At 70.2% G+C, this 20,453-nt stretch carries 18 protein-coding genes; 10 read left to right on the top strand and 8 right to left on the bottom strand.

Going from position 1 to position 20,453, the window contains the following annotated elements:
• Positions 1-18: 18 nt before the first annotated feature.
• Positions 19-804, top strand: a complete 786-nt coding sequence (locus CBQ26_RS06860) for a hypothetical protein (RefSeq protein ID WP_088247794.1) — start codon at positions 19-21, stop codon at positions 802-804.
• A 142-nt stretch (positions 805-946) separates the two neighbouring features.
• On the opposite strand, the gene CBQ26_RS06855 is transcribed toward CBQ26_RS06860, so the two are convergent.
• The 3 genes from CBQ26_RS06855 to CBQ26_RS06845 form a co-directional block, all read right to left on the bottom strand.
• Complete coding sequence (locus CBQ26_RS06855) at positions 947-1,621, bottom strand: hypothetical protein (protein ID WP_088247793.1); 675 nt, start codon at positions 1,619-1,621, stop codon at positions 947-949.
• Positions 1,622-1,661: 40 nt separating this feature from the next.
• Positions 1,662-2,876: an RsmB/NOP family class I SAM-dependent RNA methyltransferase gene (locus CBQ26_RS06850; protein WP_268248297.1), complete on the bottom strand. Its 1,215-nt coding sequence runs from the start codon at positions 2,874-2,876 to the stop codon at positions 1,662-1,664.
• Between the two features lie 252 nt (positions 2,877-3,128).
• On the bottom strand, positions 3,129-4,358 hold the full coding sequence (locus tag CBQ26_RS06845) for an MFS transporter (RefSeq protein WP_088247792.1): 1,230 nt from the start codon (positions 4,356-4,358) through the stop codon (positions 3,129-3,131).
• A gap of 452 nt (positions 4,359-4,810) precedes the next feature.
• On the opposite strand from CBQ26_RS06845, the gene CBQ26_RS06840 reads away from it, so the two are divergent.
• The 3 genes from CBQ26_RS06840 to CBQ26_RS06830 all read left to right on the top strand — a co-directional run bounded on the left by CBQ26_RS06840 (position 4,811) and on the right by CBQ26_RS06830 (position 8,966).
• A complete protein-coding gene (locus CBQ26_RS06840) occupies positions 4,811-5,992 on the top strand; it encodes a sugar ABC transporter substrate-binding protein (RefSeq protein WP_088247791.1) in 1,182 nt (393 codons plus the stop codon).
• Positions 5,993-6,180: 188 nt separating this feature from the next.
• On the top strand, positions 6,181-7,590 hold the full coding sequence (locus tag CBQ26_RS06835) for an ABC transporter permease subunit (protein ID WP_172417942.1): 1,410 nt from the start codon (positions 6,181-6,183) through the stop codon (positions 7,588-7,590).
• Positions 7,587-8,966 carry a sugar ABC transporter permease gene (locus CBQ26_RS06830; protein ID WP_088247789.1) on the top strand — a complete coding sequence of 460 codons (1,380 nt, stop codon included), beginning with the start codon at positions 7,587-7,589 and terminating at the stop codon, positions 8,964-8,966. Before CBQ26_RS06835 ends, CBQ26_RS06830 begins: the two co-directional genes overlap by 4 nt.
• A 68-nt stretch (positions 8,967-9,034) precedes the next feature.
• Here CBQ26_RS06830 and pckA read toward each other — a convergent pair whose 3' ends face one another.
• Positions 9,035-10,633 carry a phosphoenolpyruvate carboxykinase (ATP) gene (gene pckA, locus CBQ26_RS06825; protein ID WP_088247788.1) on the bottom strand — a complete coding sequence of 533 codons (1,599 nt, stop codon included), beginning with the start codon at positions 10,631-10,633 and terminating at the stop codon, positions 9,035-9,037.
• Positions 10,634-11,100: 467 nt separating this feature from the next.
• Complete coding sequence (locus CBQ26_RS06820; RefSeq protein ID WP_143341989.1) at positions 11,101-12,249, bottom strand: alginate biosynthesis protein AlgP; 1,149 nt, start codon at positions 12,247-12,249, stop codon at positions 11,101-11,103.
• 214 nt (positions 12,250-12,463) lie between these two features.
• Here CBQ26_RS06820 and CBQ26_RS06815 point away from each other — a divergent pair, with 214 nt between their 5' ends.
• Complete coding sequence (locus tag CBQ26_RS06815) at positions 12,464-14,161, top strand: DNA repair protein RecN (protein ID WP_229844035.1); 1,698 nt, start codon at positions 12,464-12,466, stop codon at positions 14,159-14,161.
• A gap of 102 nt (positions 14,162-14,263) precedes the next feature.
• The gene (locus CBQ26_RS06810; protein ID WP_143341987.1) at positions 14,264-15,403 is read left to right on the top strand and encodes a protease complex subunit PrcB family protein; all 1,140 of its coding nucleotides are present in this window, start codon (positions 14,264-14,266) and stop codon (positions 15,401-15,403) included.
• 150 nt (positions 15,404-15,553) lie between these two features.
• Here CBQ26_RS06810 and CBQ26_RS06805 read toward each other — a convergent pair whose 3' ends face one another.
• From CBQ26_RS06805 to CBQ26_RS06795, 3 genes are all read right to left on the bottom strand, one after another.
• Positions 15,554-16,651, bottom strand: a complete 1,098-nt coding sequence (locus CBQ26_RS06805; protein ID WP_088247785.1) for a BMP family lipoprotein — start codon at positions 16,649-16,651, stop codon at positions 15,554-15,556.
• 279 nt (positions 16,652-16,930) lie between these two features.
• Entirely contained in the window at positions 16,931-17,782 is an 852-nt protein-coding gene (locus CBQ26_RS06800; RefSeq protein WP_088247784.1) for a PIG-L deacetylase family protein, read from the bottom strand.
• Positions 17,783-17,829: 47 nt separating this feature from the next.
• On the bottom strand, positions 17,830-18,060 hold the full coding sequence (locus CBQ26_RS06795; protein WP_088247783.1) for a hypothetical protein: 231 nt from the start codon (positions 18,058-18,060) through the stop codon (positions 17,830-17,832).
• Between the two features lie 80 nt (positions 18,061-18,140).
• Here CBQ26_RS06795 and CBQ26_RS06790 point away from each other — a divergent pair, with 80 nt between their 5' ends.
• From CBQ26_RS06790 to gluQRS, 4 genes are read left to right on the top strand one after another with little or no spacing between them, the layout of a single operon-like run.
• Positions 18,141-18,749, top strand: a complete 609-nt coding sequence (locus tag CBQ26_RS06790) for a ParA family protein (protein ID WP_088247782.1) — start codon at positions 18,141-18,143, stop codon at positions 18,747-18,749.
• Between the two features lie 24 nt (positions 18,750-18,773).
• Positions 18,774-19,040, top strand: a complete 267-nt coding sequence (locus CBQ26_RS06785) for a hypothetical protein (protein ID WP_172417941.1) — start codon at positions 18,774-18,776, stop codon at positions 19,038-19,040.
• Between the two features lie 2 nt (positions 19,041-19,042).
• Positions 19,043-19,510 (top strand): hypothetical protein, encoded by a 468-nt coding sequence (locus CBQ26_RS06780; RefSeq protein ID WP_088247781.1) that lies wholly within the window; start codon positions 19,043-19,045, stop codon positions 19,508-19,510.
• Positions 19,511-19,523: 13 nt separating this feature from the next.
• Positions 19,524-20,444 carry a tRNA glutamyl-Q(34) synthetase GluQRS gene (gene gluQRS / locus CBQ26_RS06775; protein ID WP_088247780.1) on the top strand — a complete coding sequence of 307 codons (921 nt, stop codon included), beginning with the start codon at positions 19,524-19,526 and terminating at the stop codon, positions 20,442-20,444.
• Positions 20,445-20,453: the final 9 nt, after the last annotated feature.

Genomic DNA, 20,453 nt, shown 5'->3' with positions numbered 1-20,453 from the left:
CGGTTTTACACTGCGGGCATGAAACGCGCAGCGGACTGGATGTTCAGTTACCCGGCGGCGACAGGGGGCCGTCTGTCAGGCCGGAGACTGGCCCGGCTGCGGCTGGCGCTGGGGCTGCTGTTCCCGCCGCCGCGCTGGCCCCTGCGGCGCGTGGCGGACCTGCCGGCCCCGCTGCGGGGCGTGGTGTGGCCGGCAGGCGTGACCCCGCTGGGCGTGTACCGTGACCGGGCGGGTGGGACCTTCCTGCGTCTGCGCGGCCCGGACGACCCGCACGGGCAGATGCAGGCGCTGGCCGGCCTCCGCGCCGCGCTGCTGGCGGCCGAATGTGCGCCCGTGCCGACCGGGGCGGTGGGCTTCGGCGTCCCGGCGGACCTGTTCCGGGTGGGGGAGGACTCCCTGCTGCTCGTGGTGGGCGCGGAAGGCAGCACGCTGGACCTGCCGCTGCTGCCCCGGTCCGGGCAGGTGGCCGCAGAGCCGGGCCTGAACCTGGGTGCCCCGCCCGGCGTGTCCTGGCTGGCACCGCAGGGAGCGCCGCACGTCCTGCTACCGCCGGACACCGACATCCGCGCGGCGTTCACGCACTGGCTGGCGCAGGCGGCCGCGCAGGGCTGGGCGGCGCAGTCCCCGCTATTCGGGCCGGCGCAGGCCTTCACCGTGCTGACGAACGGCGAACGGGCCGTGACCCTCAGCGCCGCGCAGGTCAGCGAGACGCCCGCCTTCTGGGCCGCCGCGCTGGAGGGTGACCTGTGGAGTCACCTGCGGCGGCGCGCCGTTCATGGCGGCGGTCATACGGACTCCGATTGAAGGGGCTGCAAAGCCCGCCGGGTCCGAGCGGATGCGATTCGAAGAGCTGCCCCGCAGAGTGGGAGAGAAACGCCCCTCCGGACGTGGAGCCGGCAGGGGCGGTGAAGTTCCGGAGTGTCGGCGAAACAAACGGCAGTCCGTATCAGTAGTCGCCGTCGGCGCTGAAGACCGGGCTGGTCAGGATGGCGTACCCGGTGGCGGTGGCAGCGTCGCCGCGCGTGCCCAGTGTGGCCATGATTGCCTTCCCGAGCGCCTCGTAGCGGTCCACGCTGGCCTTCCATCCGGCCGGGTCGAACCGCACGTACTCCTCGTCGGCGCCGGGGCGGTAGCGGCGCAGCGCCGTGACGTACGCCGCGTGGTCTGCGCGGGCCTGCGTGACCTGCCGCGCGTACAGGGCGCCGGTCTGCCCGCCGAGGGGACTGTGGGCCAGGGCCGCCAGACTGGCGATCTGGTCTTCCAGCACCGCGAAGGACCGGGGAACGGCGTGCGCGTACAGGGTGCCGCCACCGGCGCGCACGCCCGCCAGTTCGCTCTCGATGGCGCGCAGCTCGCGGTACTGCTTTCGCAGCGTGTCGATCCGGGCGCTGAGCTTCGGGTTGCCGGTCAGGGTGCGGCGCAGCGCGGCGGCGCGGCATTCCGCCCAGTCGTAACTGGCCCGGTCCTGCGCGGCTTCAGACCACGCGCCGATGGTCAGGGTGGCGTACGTGCCGCTGTCCACGGCGTTCGCCAGCGCGCAGTTCGCCGGGGCCTGCGCGTGCGCGCCGCCGGGCAGCAGGGTCAGGAGGCTCAGCAGGACGGACCGGCGCAGGAGGGTCATACCCCAGCGTACCCGGCCCCCGGTCTGCGCTGCCTACCGCTTACGCCCGGCGCACCATTCGCGCGATGAAGAACCCGTCGATGCCGCCGTCCGGGACGGTCAGCACGCCCGGTCCCGCCGGGACGGTGGGTACCTCGACGCCCGGTACGGGCTGCGCCTCGAAGTCCGGGTGGGCGTCCAGGAAGGCCTGCACGACCTGCGGCCCTTCCTGCGGGGTGACCGAGCACACCGAGTACACCAGCGTCCCGCCGGGCTGCACGAGTGCGGCTGCGTTCGGCAGCATCCGCGCCTGAAGCGCCGCCATCTCCTGCACGGCGTCCGGCGTGAGGCGTAACTTGATCTCCGGGTGGCTGCGCAGGGTGCCGCTGCCGGTGCAGGGGGCGTCCAGCAGCACCACGGCCGCCGGTTCCAGGGTCAGGGGTTCGGTCAGGTCGTGCGTCACGAACTCGGCTTTCAGGCCCAGGCGGCGCAGGTTCCCGCGCGCCGCGTCGTGCTTGCGGGCCACGAGGTCCACGCTGGTGACCTGCGCGCCGCGCGTGGCGAGCATCGCGGCCTTCACGCCCGCCCCGCCCGCCAGGTCCAGTACCCGCACGCCGCTCACGTCGCCCAGCGCGTCCACGCAGGCCAGACTGGCCGGGTTGATCGGCTGTGCCTGCCCGTCCTCGTACGCGGCGGTGCGGCGCAGCGGGCGGTCCAGTTCCACGCGGTCCACGCCCTGCACGCCGGGATGCACCACGCTGCCCTCTTCCTCCAGGGCGCGCACGCCCGCGTCGGACAGGCTCAGCCACAGCGGTTGCGGGCGCAGCAGGTCCGCCATGACCGCCCCGGCCCGCTCGCCGAACGCCGCGCGGTACAGGTCGGCCAGCCAGCCGGGCAGTTCCGTGCGGGTCTCGTCGGTCGCGTCGGGCAGCGTCACGCGGCGCAGCACGGCGTTCACCAGTCCGGGCGGTCCCAGCCGCGCCCCACGGGCGAGGTTCACGTACTCGCTCGCCACGGCGTGCGGCGCGGTGCCCAGGAACAGTTTCTCGAACGCCCCGGCCATCAGGACGGCCCGCGTCTTCGGGTGCGTCTCGCCTTTCAGCATGGGACTCAGGGCGCGGTCCAGTGTCAGCGCGTGCCGCAGCGTGCCGTACACGACGTGCGTCGCCAGTCCCGAGTCCCGGCCCGGCAGGCAGGCCTGTTGCAGGGCGTCGTCGAGCGCCGGGGCGGCGAAGGCGTCTCCGTTCAGGACGCGCAGCAGCACCCGCACCGCCACCTCCCGCGCGGGATTGAAAGGCCCCGGCCGGTCCTCACGGGAAGGGCGGGAGCCGGAAGCGGGGCGGGCAGAGGGTCGGCGTGGAGCGTCGTTCACCTTGGCAGTGTACGCGCCGGAAAGAGGGGAGGGTGGGTTGTGAGAGGTCAGGTGCAGGTACAGACGCCTTGACATGGGCAGCCCGGCCGCGCACACGCTCTTGACCATCAGCCATCAGCCATCAGCCATCAGCCATCAGCCATCAGCCATCAGCCATCAGCTGGCATTGACCTTCGGCCGGCTGATCAGTGTCCAGATCAGCAGGGCGGTCAGGACGCCGCCGCTCAGGAGGTAGGGGGCGGCGTGTCCGGCGGTCTGGTAGAGGCCGGTGCCGATCAGGGGTCCGGTCATGCGGCCGAGGGCGAGGGCGCTGGAGTTGAGGCCGGCGACGGCGCCCTGCTGGTCTTCGTTGACGCTGAGGCTCAGGGCGGCGCTGAGGCTGGGGCTCAGGATGGCGCTGCCGATTCCGATGACGGCCAGGGCGAGGGTGATGGGCCAGAAGCTCTGGCCGGTGGGCAGCAGGAACATGCCGGCGGCCATGATCAGCAGTCCGGCGGCGACCAGGGGGGTGGTGGGGAGGCGTTTGGCGAGGGGGCGGATCGCGCCGCCCTGGACGAGTGCGGCGACCAGTCCGAAGATGGTCAGCATGCCGCCGACGGTGCGGGCGGCGCCTTCGGGCGTGAGGTTCAGGGTGTCCTGGACGTAGAAGCCGATGGTCTGTTCCATGCCGACGCTGGCGAGGGTGCTCAGGGCGCTGATGGTCAGGAACAGCGGGATGGCTCCCTGGCGCAGCAGGGCGCGGCGGCTGCCGGCGGCGGGTTCGGGGGTGCCGGGGCGCCGCGTTTCGGGCAGGGTGCGCCACGCGACGAGGGCGGTGATCAGGCCCAGGGCGGTGCTGAAGTAGATGGGCGCGGTGAGGCTGATGGTGCTCAGGAGCGCGCCGATGGCGGGGCCGAACACGACGCCCAGTCCGAAGGCGGCGCCGATCAGGCCGAGGCTGGCGGCGCGGTCGTTCTTGTCGCTCAGGTCGGCCATCATGGCCTGCGCGGTGGGCAGGGTGGCGCTGGACAGCATGCCGCCGATCAGGCGGGAGGCGACCAGCAGCGCGAACAGCAGCGTGCCGCTCAGGACGCCCTGCAGGCCCAGTTCGGCCAGCAGTCCGAACAGCCCGAAGCTGATGGAGAAGCCCACGAGGCCCAGGATCAGGATGGGTCTGCGGCCGTGGCGTTCGCTGCGGTTTCCCCAGATGGGGGAGAACACGAACTGCATGAGGGAGTAGCCGGTGGAGAACCAGCCGGTCTGCGTTTCGGTCAGGCCCAGCTGGCGGCCCAGCGGCGCGATGATGGGGAACAGGACGCTCAGGCCCAGCATGGCGATGAAGATGGTGAAGAACAGCGTGAGGCGCGTGCGGCCCGTGGCTGCGCCTGGAGTGGGGGAGGCCGGCATGCGCGGAGTATACGCCGGTCCTGACCGGGCGGTAAGGACGGCTGTCTGCGGGCCGCGTCACTGGACGGCTGGTGATAGGAAGCGGTCTGGAACCGGCCGGTCCGTTCCACGGATCGGGGGCGGTGACAGCCGGGGCCGGCGTGACGTATGCTGGTGGCTCATCTCCTTTCGGAATCACCGGATTCATCAGCTGCGTCCTGACCGTTCGCATCTTTTGGACTCGGTGTGGCGAAGCATACTTTTGATCGGCTGACACGTTCGTTTTCTGGGCAGCCGGGGCATTGTCAAGTGGGCAGCGCGGGCCTATACTGTCTTGCGAGCAATCAGAATTCATTCGGCCGAAAGCGCTCGAATCGGCCACATCCAGAAGGCTCCTTCCGTGGAACGCCGATGGAACAGGATCAACCCCAATTGGAAGCGGTTCACAAGGCCGCCGTCCTTCAAGGAGCTCTATGAAAAAAGCACTGACCGTTCTCTCGCTCGCGCTGATCAGCCAGGCCAGCGCCGCCACCCTGACCGTCTGGACGCACTTCGGCGACGCCGAACTCGCGTGGCTGCGCACCCAGGCCGCCCAGTACAAGACGAAAACCGGTAACACCGTCAACATCGTCAGCGTGCCCTTCGACCAGATTCCCGACAAGCTGATCCAGAGCGCCCCCAAGGGCCAGGGCCCCGACCTGATCACCACGCTGCCCCAGGACCGCCTCGGCCAGCTGGCCGCCGCCGGCGTCATCGAGCCGATGGACAAGTACGTCACCAGCAAGACCGACCTCGACAAGACCGCCGTCAGCGCCCTGACCTACCAGGGCAAACTGTTCGGCATCCCCATGTTCGCCGAAGCGGTCGCCGTCGTGTACAACAAGAAACTCGTGCCCAGCGCCCCCACCACCTGGAGTGCGTTCCTGGCCGCCGCGCAGAAGAACACCAGCAGCGGCAAGTACGGCTACCTCGCCGACCTCAGCAACGCCTACATGCAGTACGGCATCGTCAGCGCCTACGGCGGGTACGTCTTCAAGAACACCGGCGGCACCCTGAACACCAAGGACGTGGGCCTCGCCAACGCCGGAGCCGACAAGGCCAGCGCCTTCCTGAACGACCTGCGCTACAAGTACAACCTCGTGCCTGAAGGCGTGGACGGCGGCGCCGCCAAGAGCGCCTTCGTGGACGGCCGCCTCGCCATGTTCCTGACCGGACCCTGGGACATGGGCGACATCAAGAAAGCCGGCATCGACTACGGCATCATGACCTTCCCCACCCCTCCCGGCGCCAGCGGCAAGTGGAGCCCCTTCGTGGGCGTGCAGGGCACCATGCTCAACGCCTACAGCAAGAACAAGGCCGCCGCCGCCGCCTTCGCCCGCCAGATCAGCGCCAGCGACGCGCAGGTCGCCTTCAACAAGGCCGGCGGCCGCATCCCCGTCAGCCTCAGCGCCCGCACCAAACTGAAGGCCGACCCGGTCGTCGTGGGCTTCGGCAAGAGCATCAGCGCCGGCACCCCCATGCCCAACGTCCCGCAAATGGGCGCCGTGTGGGGCCCCTGGAGCAACGCCATCGCGCAGAGCGTCCAGAAGCCCGGCCAGAACTACGGCCAGATCCTCGACAAGGCCGTGCAGGAAATCAACAGCAACATCAAGTGATCCTGTAACGCCGCCTGCTGCCCCGCCGCGCCCCCGAGGCCGGGCGGGGCAGCGGCTTTGTCGGCCCGGCCGGGCGCTCCAGGGTGTAGGCTGCCCGGTACCCAGGTCCGCCCCACCGTTCCACGTTCTGCCCGCCGCTCCGTCAGCGGCCCCACCTGCCCACACGCGCAGGGAGGTTCTCCCCACCCATGACCCACACGATGCACCCCCCCATCCGCCGGCGGCCCACCAACGTGCCGCCCCAGGGAACGCGCGGCGTCTTCCTGGCCCTGCTGATCCTGAGTGTCCTGATCGGCGTGAGCTTCCTGATCGGCTGGCTGCTGTCCGGCCTGACCGCCCAGGTGCTGCCCGGCGCGCCCGCGTACACCATCCTGATCTTCATGCTGCTGACCCTGCTGGTCCTGACTCCGCTGACCTACCGCCTGTTCCCGTGGATCACCAACTGGTTCTACCTGCTGCCCGCGCTGGTGTTCATCCTGGCGTTCACGGTGCTGCCGGTCGTGCTGACCGTGAACTACGCCTTCACGAACTACAGCGGCGCGAACAGCGGCAACCCGGACAGCGCCTCGCGCACCGCCGCGACCCTCAGCGCCGACCGCCTGACCGTGACCCTGCCCGAGCAGCAGGGCCAGAACCTCGCCGAGTTCCTCAAGTGCGCCGCGCCCACCTGCGCGGGCGGCACCATCGTCCTGTACGACGAGGAAGCCAGCGTCCCGTACCGCCAGCCGGTCCGCGCGATCAGCGGCAACACCGTCACGCTCGCCGCGCCCGTCCCGGAGACGGTGGAGGTCGCGAACGCCACCCGCATCAACCGCTACGAGTACGTGGGCCTCGCCAACTTCCAGGAGATCTTCGGGAAGGCCAGCCGCGCCCTGTGGCCCGTGTTCCTGTGGACCGTGGTGTTCGCCTTCTCGACCATCGTCATCAACGCCGTCGCCGGCCTGATCCTGGGCATCCTGCTGTACAACAAGCGCCTGAAGGGCCGCAACGTGTACCGCACGCTGCTGTTCCTGCCGTGGGCGGTGCCCGCCGTGATCAGCGTGCAGATGTGGGTGGCGCTGTTCAACCAGCAGTTCGGCATCGTGAACAAGACGCTGGGTCTGCTCGGCGTGGCCGCCGTGCCGTGGCTGGGCGACCCGCTGTGGGCGAAGGTCAGCATCCTGCTCGTGAACCTGTGGCTGGGCTTCCCGTACATGATGACCGCCACCATCAGCGCCCTGAGCACCATCAACGACGACCTGTACGAGGCGGCCGAGATCGACGGCGCCAGCCGCTGGCAGCAGATCACCAACATCACGCTGCCGCTGCTGCGCACCTCGTTCACGCCGATCCTGCTGTCCGGCTTCGCGTTCAACTTCAACAACTTCGGCATCATCTACCTGCTCACGGCGGGCGGTCCCGCCCAGGAAGGCCGTGAAAGCACCGCCCAGAGCACCGACATCCTGCTGTCGTGGGGGTACAACACCGCGTTCGTATCCAGCGGCGGGCAGAACTTCGCGCTGGCCAGCGCCATCGCCCTGATCATCTTCTTCCTGACCCTCGCCATCAGCCTCGTGAACTTCCGCGCGGCCGGCGTGTTCGAGGAGGCCCGCAAGTGACCGCCGCACCCAAGACCCCCAGCGACCTGCCGCCCGGCGGGTACGTCCACCGTGAACCCAGCCTGCTGCGCCGCGCGCTGCCCTGGCTGGTCACGGCCGCCCTGGTCATCGCCCTGATCGTGCTGGGGCAGGCCCTCGTGCAGAACATGCAGGGCCGCCAGAAGAGCTTCTCGATCTACTTCGTGGAACGCGGCTGGGTGCGCTTCCTGCTGTTCCTGCTGGCCGCCAGCGGCGTGCTGGCCCTGACCAGCCTGCTGGGCCAGCGGATCGGCATGGCCCGCACGGGCCGCCGCATCAGTTACGCCGCCGTGCTGGGCGACCAGCTCACGCACCTGTTCCTGATCCTGGTCGTGCTGGTCGCCGTGTACCCGCTGCTGTACGTGCTGATTGCCGCCTTCGACCCGCGCAACAGCCTGTTCGCCTTCCCGGACTTCGAGAACCCCAACATCCTGTACCGCAGCGGCCTGATGCCCCGCCTGGACGTCCTGAGCACCGAGAACTTCGCCAAGCTGTTCGAGGGCGTCACCATTCCCGGCTGGCAACTGCTGCTGGCCGGCGTGGGCGGCGCGTCCCTCGCCACGCTGCTGCTGCTGATGCTGGTCGGCCGTTTCGGCCGTGACAGCGTGGGCCTGCAACGCACCCGCACCTGGGCGCTGCGCGTCGTGATCGCCGCACTGGCCGCGCTGGTGCTGTTCATGACGCCCGCGCAGTTCACGGGCTTCAGCAACGAGAGCAAGTTCCTGCTGTCGGTCCGCAACACCCTGTTCGTGTCCGGCGTGACCGGCATCCTGGCGATCCTGCTGTCCACCACCGCCGGGTACGCCATGGCGCGGCTGCGTTTCCCCGGCCGCTTCCAGATGCTGCTGTTCTTCATCTTCATCCAGATGTTCCCGGTGTTCCTGGCGCTCGTCGCCGTGTACAAACTCCTGACGGACCTGGGCCTGGGCAACACCTTCACGGGCCTGATCCTGGCGTACTCGGGCGGCGCCATCGCCTTCAACACCTGGATCTTCAAGGGCTACGTGGAAAGCCTGCCCGAATCGCTGGAGGAAGCCGCCATGGTGGACGGCGCGACCCGCTGGCAGACCTTCGTGAAGGTCGTGCTGCCGCTGTCCGGCGGGATCATGGTGTTCATCTTCCTGAACCAGTTCATCGGCACGTACGCCGAGTTCATCCTGGCGAACGTCCTGCTGACCGGCGTGGAACAGTGGACGGTCGGCGTGATGCTGCGCTCGTTCACGACCGGGCAGTTCAGCACCAAGTGGGGCGTGTTCGCCGCCGCCAGCACCCTGGGCGCGCTGCCGATCATCGCGCTGTTCTACGGCTTCCAGAACTACTTCGTGGGCGGCACCGTGTCCGGCGGCGTCAAGGAATAATCCCCTTCATCCTGCACGGAAAGAGGCCCCCAGCCGATCAAGCTGGGGGCCTTCTTCGGTGGGCAGGTTCAGCCCTGCGGGGCGGCGTCGGGGTCGGGCATGCTGGCGGTCACGGCCGGGTCCACGCCGTCCTCGAAGCGGCGGAAGTTCTCGCGGAACATCCGGGCGAGTTTGCGGGCCGTCTCGTCGTATGCCTGCGGGTCGGCCCAGGCATCGCGGGGGTTCAGGACGCCCGCCGGGATGCCCTGCACGTCGGTGGGGATCTCCAGCCCGAAGTGCGGTTCGCGTTCGAAGGTCGCGCCGTCCAGTTCGCCGCTCAGGGCCGCGTGGATCAGGCGGCGGGTGTGCGCGATGCTCATGCGCTGGCCCGTGCCGTACATGCCGCCGGTCCAGCCGGTGTTCACCAGCCACACGCGCGCGCCGCTGTCCTGCACCTTCTGCGCCAGCAGGCGGGCGTACTCGCCGGGGTGGCGGGGCATGAACGGCGCGCCGAAGCAGGTGCTGAAGGTGGGGCTGGGTTCGGTCACGCCGTCCTCGGTGCCCGGAATCTTGGCGGTGAAGCCGCTGATGAACTGGTACATGGTCTGCTCGGCGCTCAGGCGGCTGATGGGCGGCAGCACCCCGAAGGCGTCGGCAGTCAGGAACACCACGTTGCGGGGGTGGCCGCCCAGGCTGCCGGGCTGCACGTTCGGAATCTGGCTGATCGGGTAGGCGCTGCGGGTGTTCTCGGTCAGGCTGCCGTCGTTCAGGTCCGGCTGGCCGCCCGCGTCCAGGACCACGTTTTCCAGCACGGTGCCGTAGGTGCGGGTGGTGCGGTAGATGTCGGGTTCGGCCTCGGGGTTCAGTTTGATGACCTTGGCGTAGCAGCCGCCCTCGAAGTTGAAGATGCCGCTGTCGGTCCAGCCGTGCTCGTCGTCGCCGATCAGGTGGCGGCTGGGGTCGGCGCTCAGGGTGGTCTTGCCGGTGCCGCTCAGGCCGAAGAACAGGGCCACGTCGCCGTCGTCACCCACGTTCGCCGAGCAGTGCATGGGCATGACGCCCTGGTCCGGCAGCAGGAAGTTCAGCACGCCGAAGATGCCCTTCTTGTTCTCGCCGGCGTACTGCGTGCCGCCCGCGATGATCATGCGGCGCGTGAAGTTCATGATGATGAACGTGTCGCTGCGCACGCCGTCCAGGGTGGGGTCGGCGCGGAACGACGGGATGTTCAGCACCGTCCAGTCCTCGTGGAAGTCGGCCAGTTCAGCCGGGGTGGGGCGCACGAACATGTTGTGGATGAACAGCGAGTGGTACGCCATCTCGGTGACCATGCGGCACCCGATGCGGTAGCGGGGGTCCGTGCCGGCGTACACCTGCTGCACGAACAGTTCCTTCCCCTCGGCGTAGCGGGTCATCTTGTCGAGCAGGCGGTCGAACACCGCGCCGCTGATGGGTGTGTTGAAGCCACCCCACCAGACCTTGTCGCGGGTCAGGTCGTCCTCGACGATGAAGCGGTCTTTCGGGCTGCGGCCGGTCTTGTTGGTGCGGACGGTCAGGGGACCGCAGGCGGCCTGCACACCCTCACCCAGGCGGGTGGCGTGGGCGTACAGGTCGTCCACGCCGGGGTTCAGGTGAATGGTGGCGGTCTTGATGCCGAGGTCGGCAAGGGGTGCGCTGGCGGTCAGGCTCATGGGCGTTCCTCCGTGTGCGGAAAGGCGGAACCGGCTGGGATGACGCAAAAGCCGGACTTCGTGTGTTTTCTTACCCTGAAATCTTCGCCTGGGAAACGGTTCCAGTCAAAGCTTTGTGGTGTCACGCTTTTGGGGACAACACACACAAACGTCCCTGGCTGCCGGACACCTGTTTCCTGCCACCAGCATGCGCCGCCCACTTACCAGCGCATTACGAAACGCGGCCCCGCACCATGCACCTGCCAGGACCCATACGGATTCCGTTTGTTTCGGCAACAATCCGGAACTTCACCGGATTGCCGACTCCACTTTCGGAACCCGTCTTGCTCCCACTCTGCGGAGCAGCTCTGCGAGTCGCTTCGCTCGGACCCAGCGGGCTTTGCAGCCCATTCAATTGGAATCCGTATTACCCACACAAGACGGGCGGGGAAGCGTCATCGCCTCCCCGCCCGCTCATACCGCGCCAATCAGTTGGTCGGAGTGTCCTTGCGCGCCGCGCCCTCGCTGCCGCCGGATTCCTCGGCCTTCGTGCGCGCCGCTGCCGGAGCGTCCGGGGCCACCGCGCCGTACGCCGAGGCGCCCGTCGTCGCCGCCTGCGTGGACTTCGCCGCGCCGGGCGCCGGCGTCGCCTGATGCTCCTCGATGCGCTCCAGCCACGCGCTGCCGATCAGGTTACGGGCGTTGCGGCCCGCCTGACGCAGCGCCTGCGCCGCCTCCGGGTTCACGCCCTCCACGGCACTCAGGATGCCTTGCCGGGCGGCCGGCACGCGGGCCAGCACGACCGCGCCCGTCCCGACCAGCGCCAGAGTCACCAGGGCGCCGGCCGAACCGCCGCTGCGGTCGTCACGGCGCGCCCGACGCGCCTGCTTCTCCAGCACCTTCAGTTCGCGGGCCAGTTCCTTCTGGAGCGGCGCGACCTTCCGGTCAATGGCCTTCTGGAGCTTCGCGGGGTTCAGGGTCCGCTGTCCGGCCCGCAGTTCGCGTTCCGCGTCACGGCGCGCCTGCTTCAGCGTGCGCTCCATGCGGCGCTGACGGGTCTGCGCGCCGTCCGCAACCTCGTGCAGGGTGCTGCCGACCCGGTCCTGCACGGTCGCCAGCAGCTCCTTGCCGGCGCCGCGTGCGTCTGCCAGGGTGTCGCCGGCGCTGTGCTGCGCGGCGCTCAGCAGGCGGCCTGCCTGCTGCCGGCCCTGCCGGGTCACGGTCTGGGTCGTGTCCGCCAGGGTGCCGGCCAGCGTCCCGGCACGTTCCTGCGCGGTGCCCGCCAGTTCCCCGGCCGTGCCCGCCAGCCCGCCGGCCACGGCCGCGACCTCGTCCAGCACGCTGCTCAGCAGGCTGGTGGCGCGCGGCACACCTTCCTCACGGATCAGGCTCGCGGCGCTCTGGCCCCGGCGGGCGGCTTCCAGGGCCAGCTCCTGCGACCGTTCCTGCGCCTGCGCCAGCGAGTGCGCCAGGGTGGGTTTCACGGTGTCCTGAAGGGTGTGCTGCGCGCCGCTCCAGACGTCACGGCTGCCCGTGACCAGGGCGCGGCGGGTGTCCTTGTTCAAGGCCAGGGCGGCGAGGCCCCCCAGCATCAGCAGGCTGCGTTTGCTCACGCCGCCGGTCGTATCGCTCGTCATGTTGCGCTCCTTTGGTGCTCACCCGCGTGCCGGAAGGCCGGCTCCCGACCGTCCGGGGTGAACGATGCCGTCATTCTGGCCCGGCCCGCTCAGGCCAGGATGGGCGCAATGTAATGGGAGTTTCATGTTCGCGCCTGCCGCGCCGCCCCCACAGACCGGCAAGACCCACCTGCGCCCCAATCGCCGCCCCCGCCCAGGCATTAGACTCGGGAGCGTGACCCGAAAGGCCCGCTCGCGCGACGAGACCACCCCCCAGAACGAACCGCCGACCGCGCCGGGACCGTCCCTGAGCCGCCTGGAGGTCCGCAACCTCGCCACCATCCGCACGCTGGACCTGAGCTTCCGTGACGGCCTGAGCGTCTTCACCGGCGAGACCGGCGCCGGCAAGAGCATCATCGTGGACGCCCTGGGTCTGCTGCTCGGCTCGCGCAGCAACACCGACCTGATCCGCACGGGCGAGGACGACCTGCTCGTCACGGGCTTCTGGGCGGACGACGTCGCCAGCCGCCGCGTGACCAGCCAGGGCCGCAGCACCGCCCGGCTGGACGGCGAGGTCGTCGCGCTGCGCGAGTTGCAGGACTGGGCGCAGCGGCGCCTGACCATCCACTGGCAGCACAGCGCCGTCAGCCTGCTCGGCCCTGCCAACCAGCGCGCCCTGCTCGACCGGCAACTGCCGGCCGAACTCGGTGCGTACGCGGCCGCGCACCGCGCCTGGGCCGACGCCCGCGCCCGCCTGGAGGCGCTGCGCGCCAGCGAGCGCGAACGCGCCCGGCAACTCGACCTGCTGCAGTTCCAGGCGACCGAGATCAGCGACGTGAACCCCGTCCCCGGCGAGGAGGAACCCCTCCAGGCCGACCTGAACCGGCTGGCGAACCTGGAAAGCATCGCGCAGGGCGCTGCCGGGGCGATCACGCTGCTCAGCGACGGCGACGAGAACGCCCTGGGCTTCCTGGCCGAGGCCGTGCGGTCCCTGAACGTCAGCGCCCGCTACGACGACACGACCGCGCAACTGCAACGCGAGCTGCGCGAGGCGCTCGACAGCGTGCAGGCCGTCGTGGGCGAACTGCGCGCCGTCGCCGAGGACCAGGCGCCGGACCCCGAGGAACTCGCGCGGGTCGAGGCCCGCCTGGGCGCGCTGGGCAAACTGCGCGCCAAGTACGGCCCCACCCTGGACGACGTGCTGAGCTTCCAGGCGCAGGTCGAGCAGGAACTCGCCGCCCTGACTCGCGACGAGCAGGACGCCGGCACCCTGGACGCCGACGTGGCGGCCCTGCACGCCGAGCTGCTGCGCGCCGGGGCAGCCCTCGATACCGCCCGCCGGGACCGCGCCGCGCCGCTGGCCGCCGAACTGGTGGCCGTCATCCGGCAGCTGGGCATGCCGCACGCCCGGCTGGAATTCCGCCTGCACGCCCTGAACGAGCCCAGCGCGCACGGCCTGAGCGACGTGACGCTGCACTTCACCGCCAACCCCGGCGAGGACCTCGCGCCGCTGGCGGACGTCGCCTCGGGCGGCGAACTGTCGCGCGTCATGCTGGCCATCAGCACCGTGCTGGGCGCCGACACGCCCGCGGTGGTGTTCGACGAGGTGGACGCCGGCATCGGCGGCGGCGCGGCCCTGGCGGTCGCGGCGCAGCTGCGGCACCTCGCGCAGGCCCGGCAGGTGTTCGTGGTCACGCACCTCGCGCAGATCGCCGCGCAGGCCGACCACCACTACAAGGTCGAGAAGAGCGTCGAGGACGGCCGCACCGTCAGCCGCGTGCGCCTGCTGCCCCCGGAAGAGCGCCTGCACGAGATCGCCCGGATGCTCAGCGGCAACACCAGCGAGGCGGCGCTGCGGCACGCCCGCGAACTGCTCGGCCCCGCCCACGCCAGCGCGGAGGCCGTTGCCGAACCCGCCAGTTCCGCCCGCTGACCAGCCGGACCTGCCCCGCTTGGTGTGCCTTTGTGACTTGGTGTGCTTTTGGTAAAGGTGGCCTTCAGTTGAGCGTCAGGCCCGCTGCCTAAGCTGGGCAGCATGACCCGTACCCCCCGCAAGACGCTACCCGCTGCCGCGCTGCTCGGCGTCAGCCTCCTGAGTGCCTGCACCATGACCGCCCCCGGCAACCTGCGCGTCCACGAGGCGCTGCTGTACGGCGGCACCCAGGAACGCATCGTGTGGGTGTACGGCACCCTGGGGCAGGGCAGCACCCAGAGCAGCGTGAAACTCGGCGCGGCCACCGCCGACCTGCGCGCCCAGGTGAACGACCCGCTGGCCCTGGACGGCACCCTCAGCGTGAACGGCAAGGCCACCTACCGCGCGCCCACCACCGCCACCACCCAGAAACTCAGCGTCACGCGCCGCACCGACGGCACCTTCAACGTCACCCCGCTGCCCGGCGCGACCCTGAGCGCCGTGTACTTCACGGACGGGCAGACCTGGACGAAACTGAACGGCACCAGCGGCGTCGTGACCGGCACCCGCAGCGACGGCCTGAGCGGCGCCGGGCAGCTCAGCAGCGCCGAGGCGACCGCGCTGGGCGGCGCCCTGCTGGGCCAGGGACCGCTGGCCGTGGGTGTGCTGGACAGCGCCAGCATCCCCGACGCGCCCCTGACCGTGGAACCCGCCCCCGGCGAGTACCAGCGCACCGGCCTGTACGTCCTGCCGAACGTCACCACCCAGACCGCCGCGACCCCCACACCCGGCACCCCCGCCCGCCCGACCCTGCCCGGCAGCGGCACCCCCCCTGCCGTGAGCCTCCCAGGAGCCGCCGTGACCTTCACCGAGATCGCCGCCGGATCTCAGGCCACCGTCACTAGCCTGAGTGTCCAGACCGCCCGCACCGACGCCGAGGCCCGCGCCCTGTACGCCGCCGCCTACGGCCGCCAGACCGGCGCTCCCACCCCCGCCGCGCTGAACGGCTCGACCCTGGTGGGCGTGTTCCTGGGCCAGCGCGCCACCGGCGGTTACAGCGTGAAGGTCACGGGCGCCAGCGTCAGCGGCGGCACCCTGACCGTCGCCGTGCAGGTCAAGGCTCCGGCCGCCGGATCGTTCACCACGCAGGCCATCACCAGCCCCTGGGCCATCGTGCGCGTGCCCGGCAGCTTCAGCACCGTCAACGTCGTCGACGAGACGGGCCAGCCCCTGCGGGCCACGGGAAGCGGCACCAACCGCTGAGCGGCGCCCGCCGTTCAGATTCCATCGTTCATAAAGAGGCGCGGTCCAGGGAAATTCCCTCTGGACCGCGCCTCTTTGTGGTGCAGTGGTGCAGTGACGCCAGAAGAAGGGCGGCCTTCCCGGAGGAGGCCGCCCGCGTGTGTCAGTCGATTACTTGGTGGGAACCTTGATGGCGCCGCTGATGATCTTGGCCTTGACGGCCTCGACCTTCTGCACCTGCGCGCTGCTGATCAGGTTCTTGTTGTACTGGTCGACGGCGTAGCCCACGCCGCCTTCCTTCAGGCCGAAGCGACGCTCGCCAGCCTTGAACTTGTTCTCCTTGACGTCCTTGATCAGGGCGTAGACGGCGTTGTCGACGCGCTTGAGCATGCTGGTCAGGCCGTGGTTCATGGTGGCGGGGTTCTTGTCGAAGTCGCCCAGGTAGTTCTGGTTGCTGTCCACGCCGATAAAGAACATGGGGCGGGTGTTGCCGGCGCAGGCCTTGGTGTAGGCGGCGCTCTTGGCGACCTTGGCGAAGTTGTTCGTGTTGAACTTCACGCCGCTGGGCAGGTTGCCGGCCTTGAGGCACTGGGTCTGCTTGATGTAGTCGATCACGCCGTTGCCGCTGCCGCCGGCGGCCGCGAAGATGATGTCGGCGCCCTTGGAGCGCATGCTGCCGGCGATTTCCTTGGCCTTGCCGGGGTTGTTCCAGGCGTCAGGGGTGGTGCCGACGTACTGCGCGATGACCTTCACCTTGGGGTTGGCGGCCTTGGCGCCGGCCGTGTAGCCCGCCTCGAACTTGTGGATCAGGGGGATGTCCATGCCGCCCACGAAGCCCAGAACGCCGGTCGAGGAGTTCAGCGCGGCGAGGTAGCCGACGAGGTAGCTGCCCTGCTCTTCCTGGAAGACCAGGCTGGCGACGTTCTTCTCGGGGGAGATGTCGTCGATCAGGCCGAAGGCGAGGTCGGGGTTCTCCTTGGCGACCTGGCTGATGCTGGCGTTGTTGGCGAAGCCCACGCCGATGGTCAGGTCGAAGCCCTCGTTGGCGAAGGAGCGGATGCCCTGCACGGACTGGCTGGGGTCGCTGGGTTCAAAGTCCTTGGCCTGGATGCCCAGGGCCTTGACGGCGCGCTGGCTGCCCTCGTAGGCGCTCTGGTTGAAGCTCTTGTCGAATTTACCGCCGGCGTCGTAGGCGAGGCCGACACGGACGGACTGGGCGCTGGCGACGCTGGCGCTCAGGGCAAGGGCAATGGTCAGGATCTTCTTCATGGGTGTTCCTCCAGAGATGAAAAGTAGGTTTGCTTGAACAGAGTATACGGAATTCTGGCGTTGTCTATGCCCCCAAAGTCGCAATCGCTAAACACGGGGTCGGAGAGAGTGGATGGGACTCTCCTTGTGAACTTCTTAACGCTTACCGCTGACCCCGGCCTGACGGTCTGGCAAGGGTCCGCGTCCTCTGTTCATGCATCGCGGCTTCCCCTAGGCACCCTGTGATGGGGCGCGGCCCCCCTGCTCCGGTTGCGTTGCCCCACCGGTCGCACATCCCTGTCAGGCGTCGAGGGCCGAGAACCCTTCCAGACCGTCGAACAGACCGCGCAGCGGGTAGGAGCGCACCGGGGCGCGCGTGCCACCCAGACTGAAATGCTCGTGGTTCAGGCGGTCCTCCATGGCCTGCCGTTCCTCGGGGGTCATGCGGCCCAGCAGGCTCTCGGCGCCCATCTGCGTGCCGTGGGCCGCCAGCGCCGCGCGCTTGTTCTGCGCGTACGCCGACACGTCCATGCTGACTGCGAAGGTGCCCTCCGACACGCCGTACACCAGCGGGTCGAGGTCCTGTCCCATCCGCGCGATCCCGGCCGCCGACTCGACGCTCATGGCCGTGAAGAACAGCCGCTGCGGGCCGCCGTACGGCAGGTTCCCGGTGCTGAAGAAGGCGGCGCTCGTCGCCCGGTGAATCTGCAGGTGATCCACATGCCCGTACCCGCCGTGCGGATCAAAGGTCAGCAGCACCTGCGGCTGCACCCGCGCGATCAGGTCACGCAACCGGACCTCCACGTCCAGCGGGTTCACGTTCATCATGGCCTTCGGATCGTCGTGGCGGGTGCGTTCGTACCGGCCGGAATCGTGGTAGTCCAGGAACACGGGGTCCGGGATTTCCAGCGCGCGGCAGGCCTCGCGCAGTTCCTGTTCTCGCTGCGCGCCCAGGTCGTCCACGGTCATGCCGGGCACCGTGATCTTGCCGGCCTCGCCGCGCGTGGCGCAGGCCAGAACCACGTTCACGCCCAGGTGGGCGTAGTGGGTCAGGGTACCGCCCACGCTGAAGGCCTCGTCGTCCGGGTGGGCGAACACGGCCAGCAGCGTGGGGCGTGGGGCGGTGGGGGCGGGTACGTCCGGGTGGGTCATGCCCGGCAGTGTACGGGCGGCCGGCCACAGGGGGTGTGCCGCCCTCCCTATTCGCCTTCCGGCCCGGCCTCCTGCGCGGCCAGCTGCTGCCCACGCCGGTAGAAGTCCCACAGGGCGTCCGGCCAGGTCCGGTAGATCAGGCGGCGGTTGGTGGCGTCGGCGGCCTCCAGCGCCGCCCCCAGCGCGCGGTAGAAGCGGCTGCCCTGCTCCTGAAGGGCGCGGGCGGTCCAGTACACCCCGGCGCGTTCCATCTCGTTGAGCTGTTCAGGCGTGATCATCATCCCAGCATGCACCGCTGCCGCCCCGGTCGGCACCCGCCTGACACGGCCCGGCTGGGGTGTCTGCTACGCTCGGACGCATGACAAAGGTGGTGGCCATCACATCCGAGAAGGGAGGCGTGGGCAAGAGCACCCTGGCTGTGCATCTCGCCGGGGCGGCGCACGCGGCGGGCCGGTCGGTCCTGCTGATCGACGAGGACGGCCGGGTCGGCAGTTCCCTGCGCTGGGCCGCCCGGACGGGCGGGCTGCCGTTTCAGGTGATGGCCGCCGACGACGTGAAACCCAAACGGCTCTCTGCGTTCGACCTGATCATCCTGGACACCGAGGGCCGCCCGCGCCGCCGTGACCTGCGGCAACTCGCGGAACGCACCGACCTGATCCTGGTGCCCAGCGGCGTGTCCACGCTGGAACTCGAGGCCACCCGTGAACTGCTGGACTTCCTGTCCGGCGAGGACGCGGCCCGCAAGACCCGCGTGGTCCTGACGCGCGTGCCTCCGGTGGGCCGCGCCGCCGACGAGGCCCGCGAGGACCTGCGCGAGGACGGCGTGACGGTCTGCAACGCCGTGGTCCGGCACTACGCGGCGTACCAGAAGGCCGCCGAGCTGGGCATCCTGGCGGGCGACGTGCGTGACCCGCGTGCCGAGGCCGCCTGGAATGACATCCTGGCCCTGGCGGGCGAGGTCCTGTGACCGGTCCGCGCGGGGGGCGCTGACGTGGGACGCTTCGATTACCTGCAGGAGCGGACCGGGAAGGGACGCGGGGGCGGCAAGGGCAAGGGCGGCAAGCGGGACCGTCCGCTCAAGGTCACGCCGGAACCCGACGGCCGCCAGAAGGGCGAGACGGCCGAACGGGTCGAGGCGGTGTACGTGCGCAAGGAGACCGTGCGGGCCGTGTGGCGGCAGGTGAAGGCGGAGGGTGGCGAGAGTGTCAGCGAACTCGTGGAGGACCTGCTGCTGCGCTGGCTGCGAGAACGCGCCTGAACGTGACTGCACCCGCGCGCTGGGGGCGGGCCGCCGGGCTGCTGCTGGCGCTGTGGCTGACCGTGCCGGGTATCCTGAACCCGCTGCGCGGCGACCTGCTGGGTGGCGTGAACCTGGTGTTCCACGAGGCCGGGCACGTCCTGCTGATCCCGGCCGGCGAGACGCTGACGCTGCTGGGCGGCAGCGCGGCGCAGGTGGCCGTCCCGCTGGCCTGCGCCGCCGCGTTCCTGTGGCGCGGTGACCGCTTCGCGGCGGGCGTGGCGGCGTACATCCGGGACGCGCCGCTGCGGCAGCTGGACCTGATCACGGGCGACCCGGACACGCACGACTGGTGGCAGCTGCTGGGCGGCTGGAACCCGCAGGCGAACGCGCTGCACCTCGCGGACCCGCTGGGGCGCCTCGTGACCTTTCTGGCGCTGGCGACCCTGATCGTGTCGGTCGTGCTGGCCGTGTGGGACGACCTGCGCTAGAACAGAGGCCGGAATGGAAACGGCGTGCGCAAACCCGCAGACAGCTGGAGTGGTGGGCCGCTACGCGCCGAGCCCCACCGGGGCCATGCACCTGGGCAACGCCCGTACGGCGCTGCTGGCGTGGCTGCACTCGCGCGCGCCCGGCGGGCGGCACCTGCTGCGCTTCGAGGACCTGGACACCGGGCGCGTGCGTCCCTGGGCGTACGACCTGATCCGCCGCGACCTGGAATGGCTGGGCCTGGACTGGGACGAGGAGGTCGTTCAGTCGCGGCGGCTGGATCTGTACCGCGAGGCTGCCGCGCGCCTGGACACCTATCCCTGTACCTGCACCCGGCGCGAGGTGCTGGCCGCCGTGCAGGACAGCGCCGGGGCGCCGCACGGGGCGGAACCGGTGTACCCCGGCACATGCCGTGACCCCGGCGCGCGGCACCCGGAGCGGCCGGCGGCGCTGCGCTGGCGCGTGCCGGACGCGCGGGTGTGCGCCCGGGACCGGCTGACCGGGCAGACGCTCTGCCAGGACCTGAGAATGCAGGTGGGCGACGTGGTGCTGCGCCGCAACGACGGCGTGTACGCCTACCACCTGGCGGTGGTGGTGGACGACTCGGCGGCCAGCGTGACCGACGTGCTGCGCGGCGCGGACCTGTGGGCCGCCACGCCCCGGCAGGTGGCGTTGCAGGCGGCGCTGGGCTTCCCGACGCCCCGCTACCTGCATGTGCCGCTGATGACCGATTACCGGGGCGAGCGGCTGGCCAAGCGCGGGGGCGCGCCGCCCGTGTCGGCGCTGCGCGAGGCAGGGGAGAGCGCGGGGCGGGTGCGGGCGCAGCTGGCCCGCAGCCTGGGCTGGGCGGTCCCGGACGAGGTGGAGGCGGCCGATCTGCTACCGCTGTGGCGCGCGGCACTGGAAGGAGCGCCGGCCCTGCCAGCGGGCGAATAGCAGCCCTTC

This window comes from Deinococcus indicus, from assembly GCF_002198095.1.
GTDB lineage: Bacteria > Deinococcota > Deinococci > Deinococcales > Deinococcaceae > Deinococcus > Deinococcus caeni.
The sequence above is the reverse complement of the archived record's forward strand: the minus strand, read 5'-3'. Positions and strand labels throughout refer to the sequence as shown.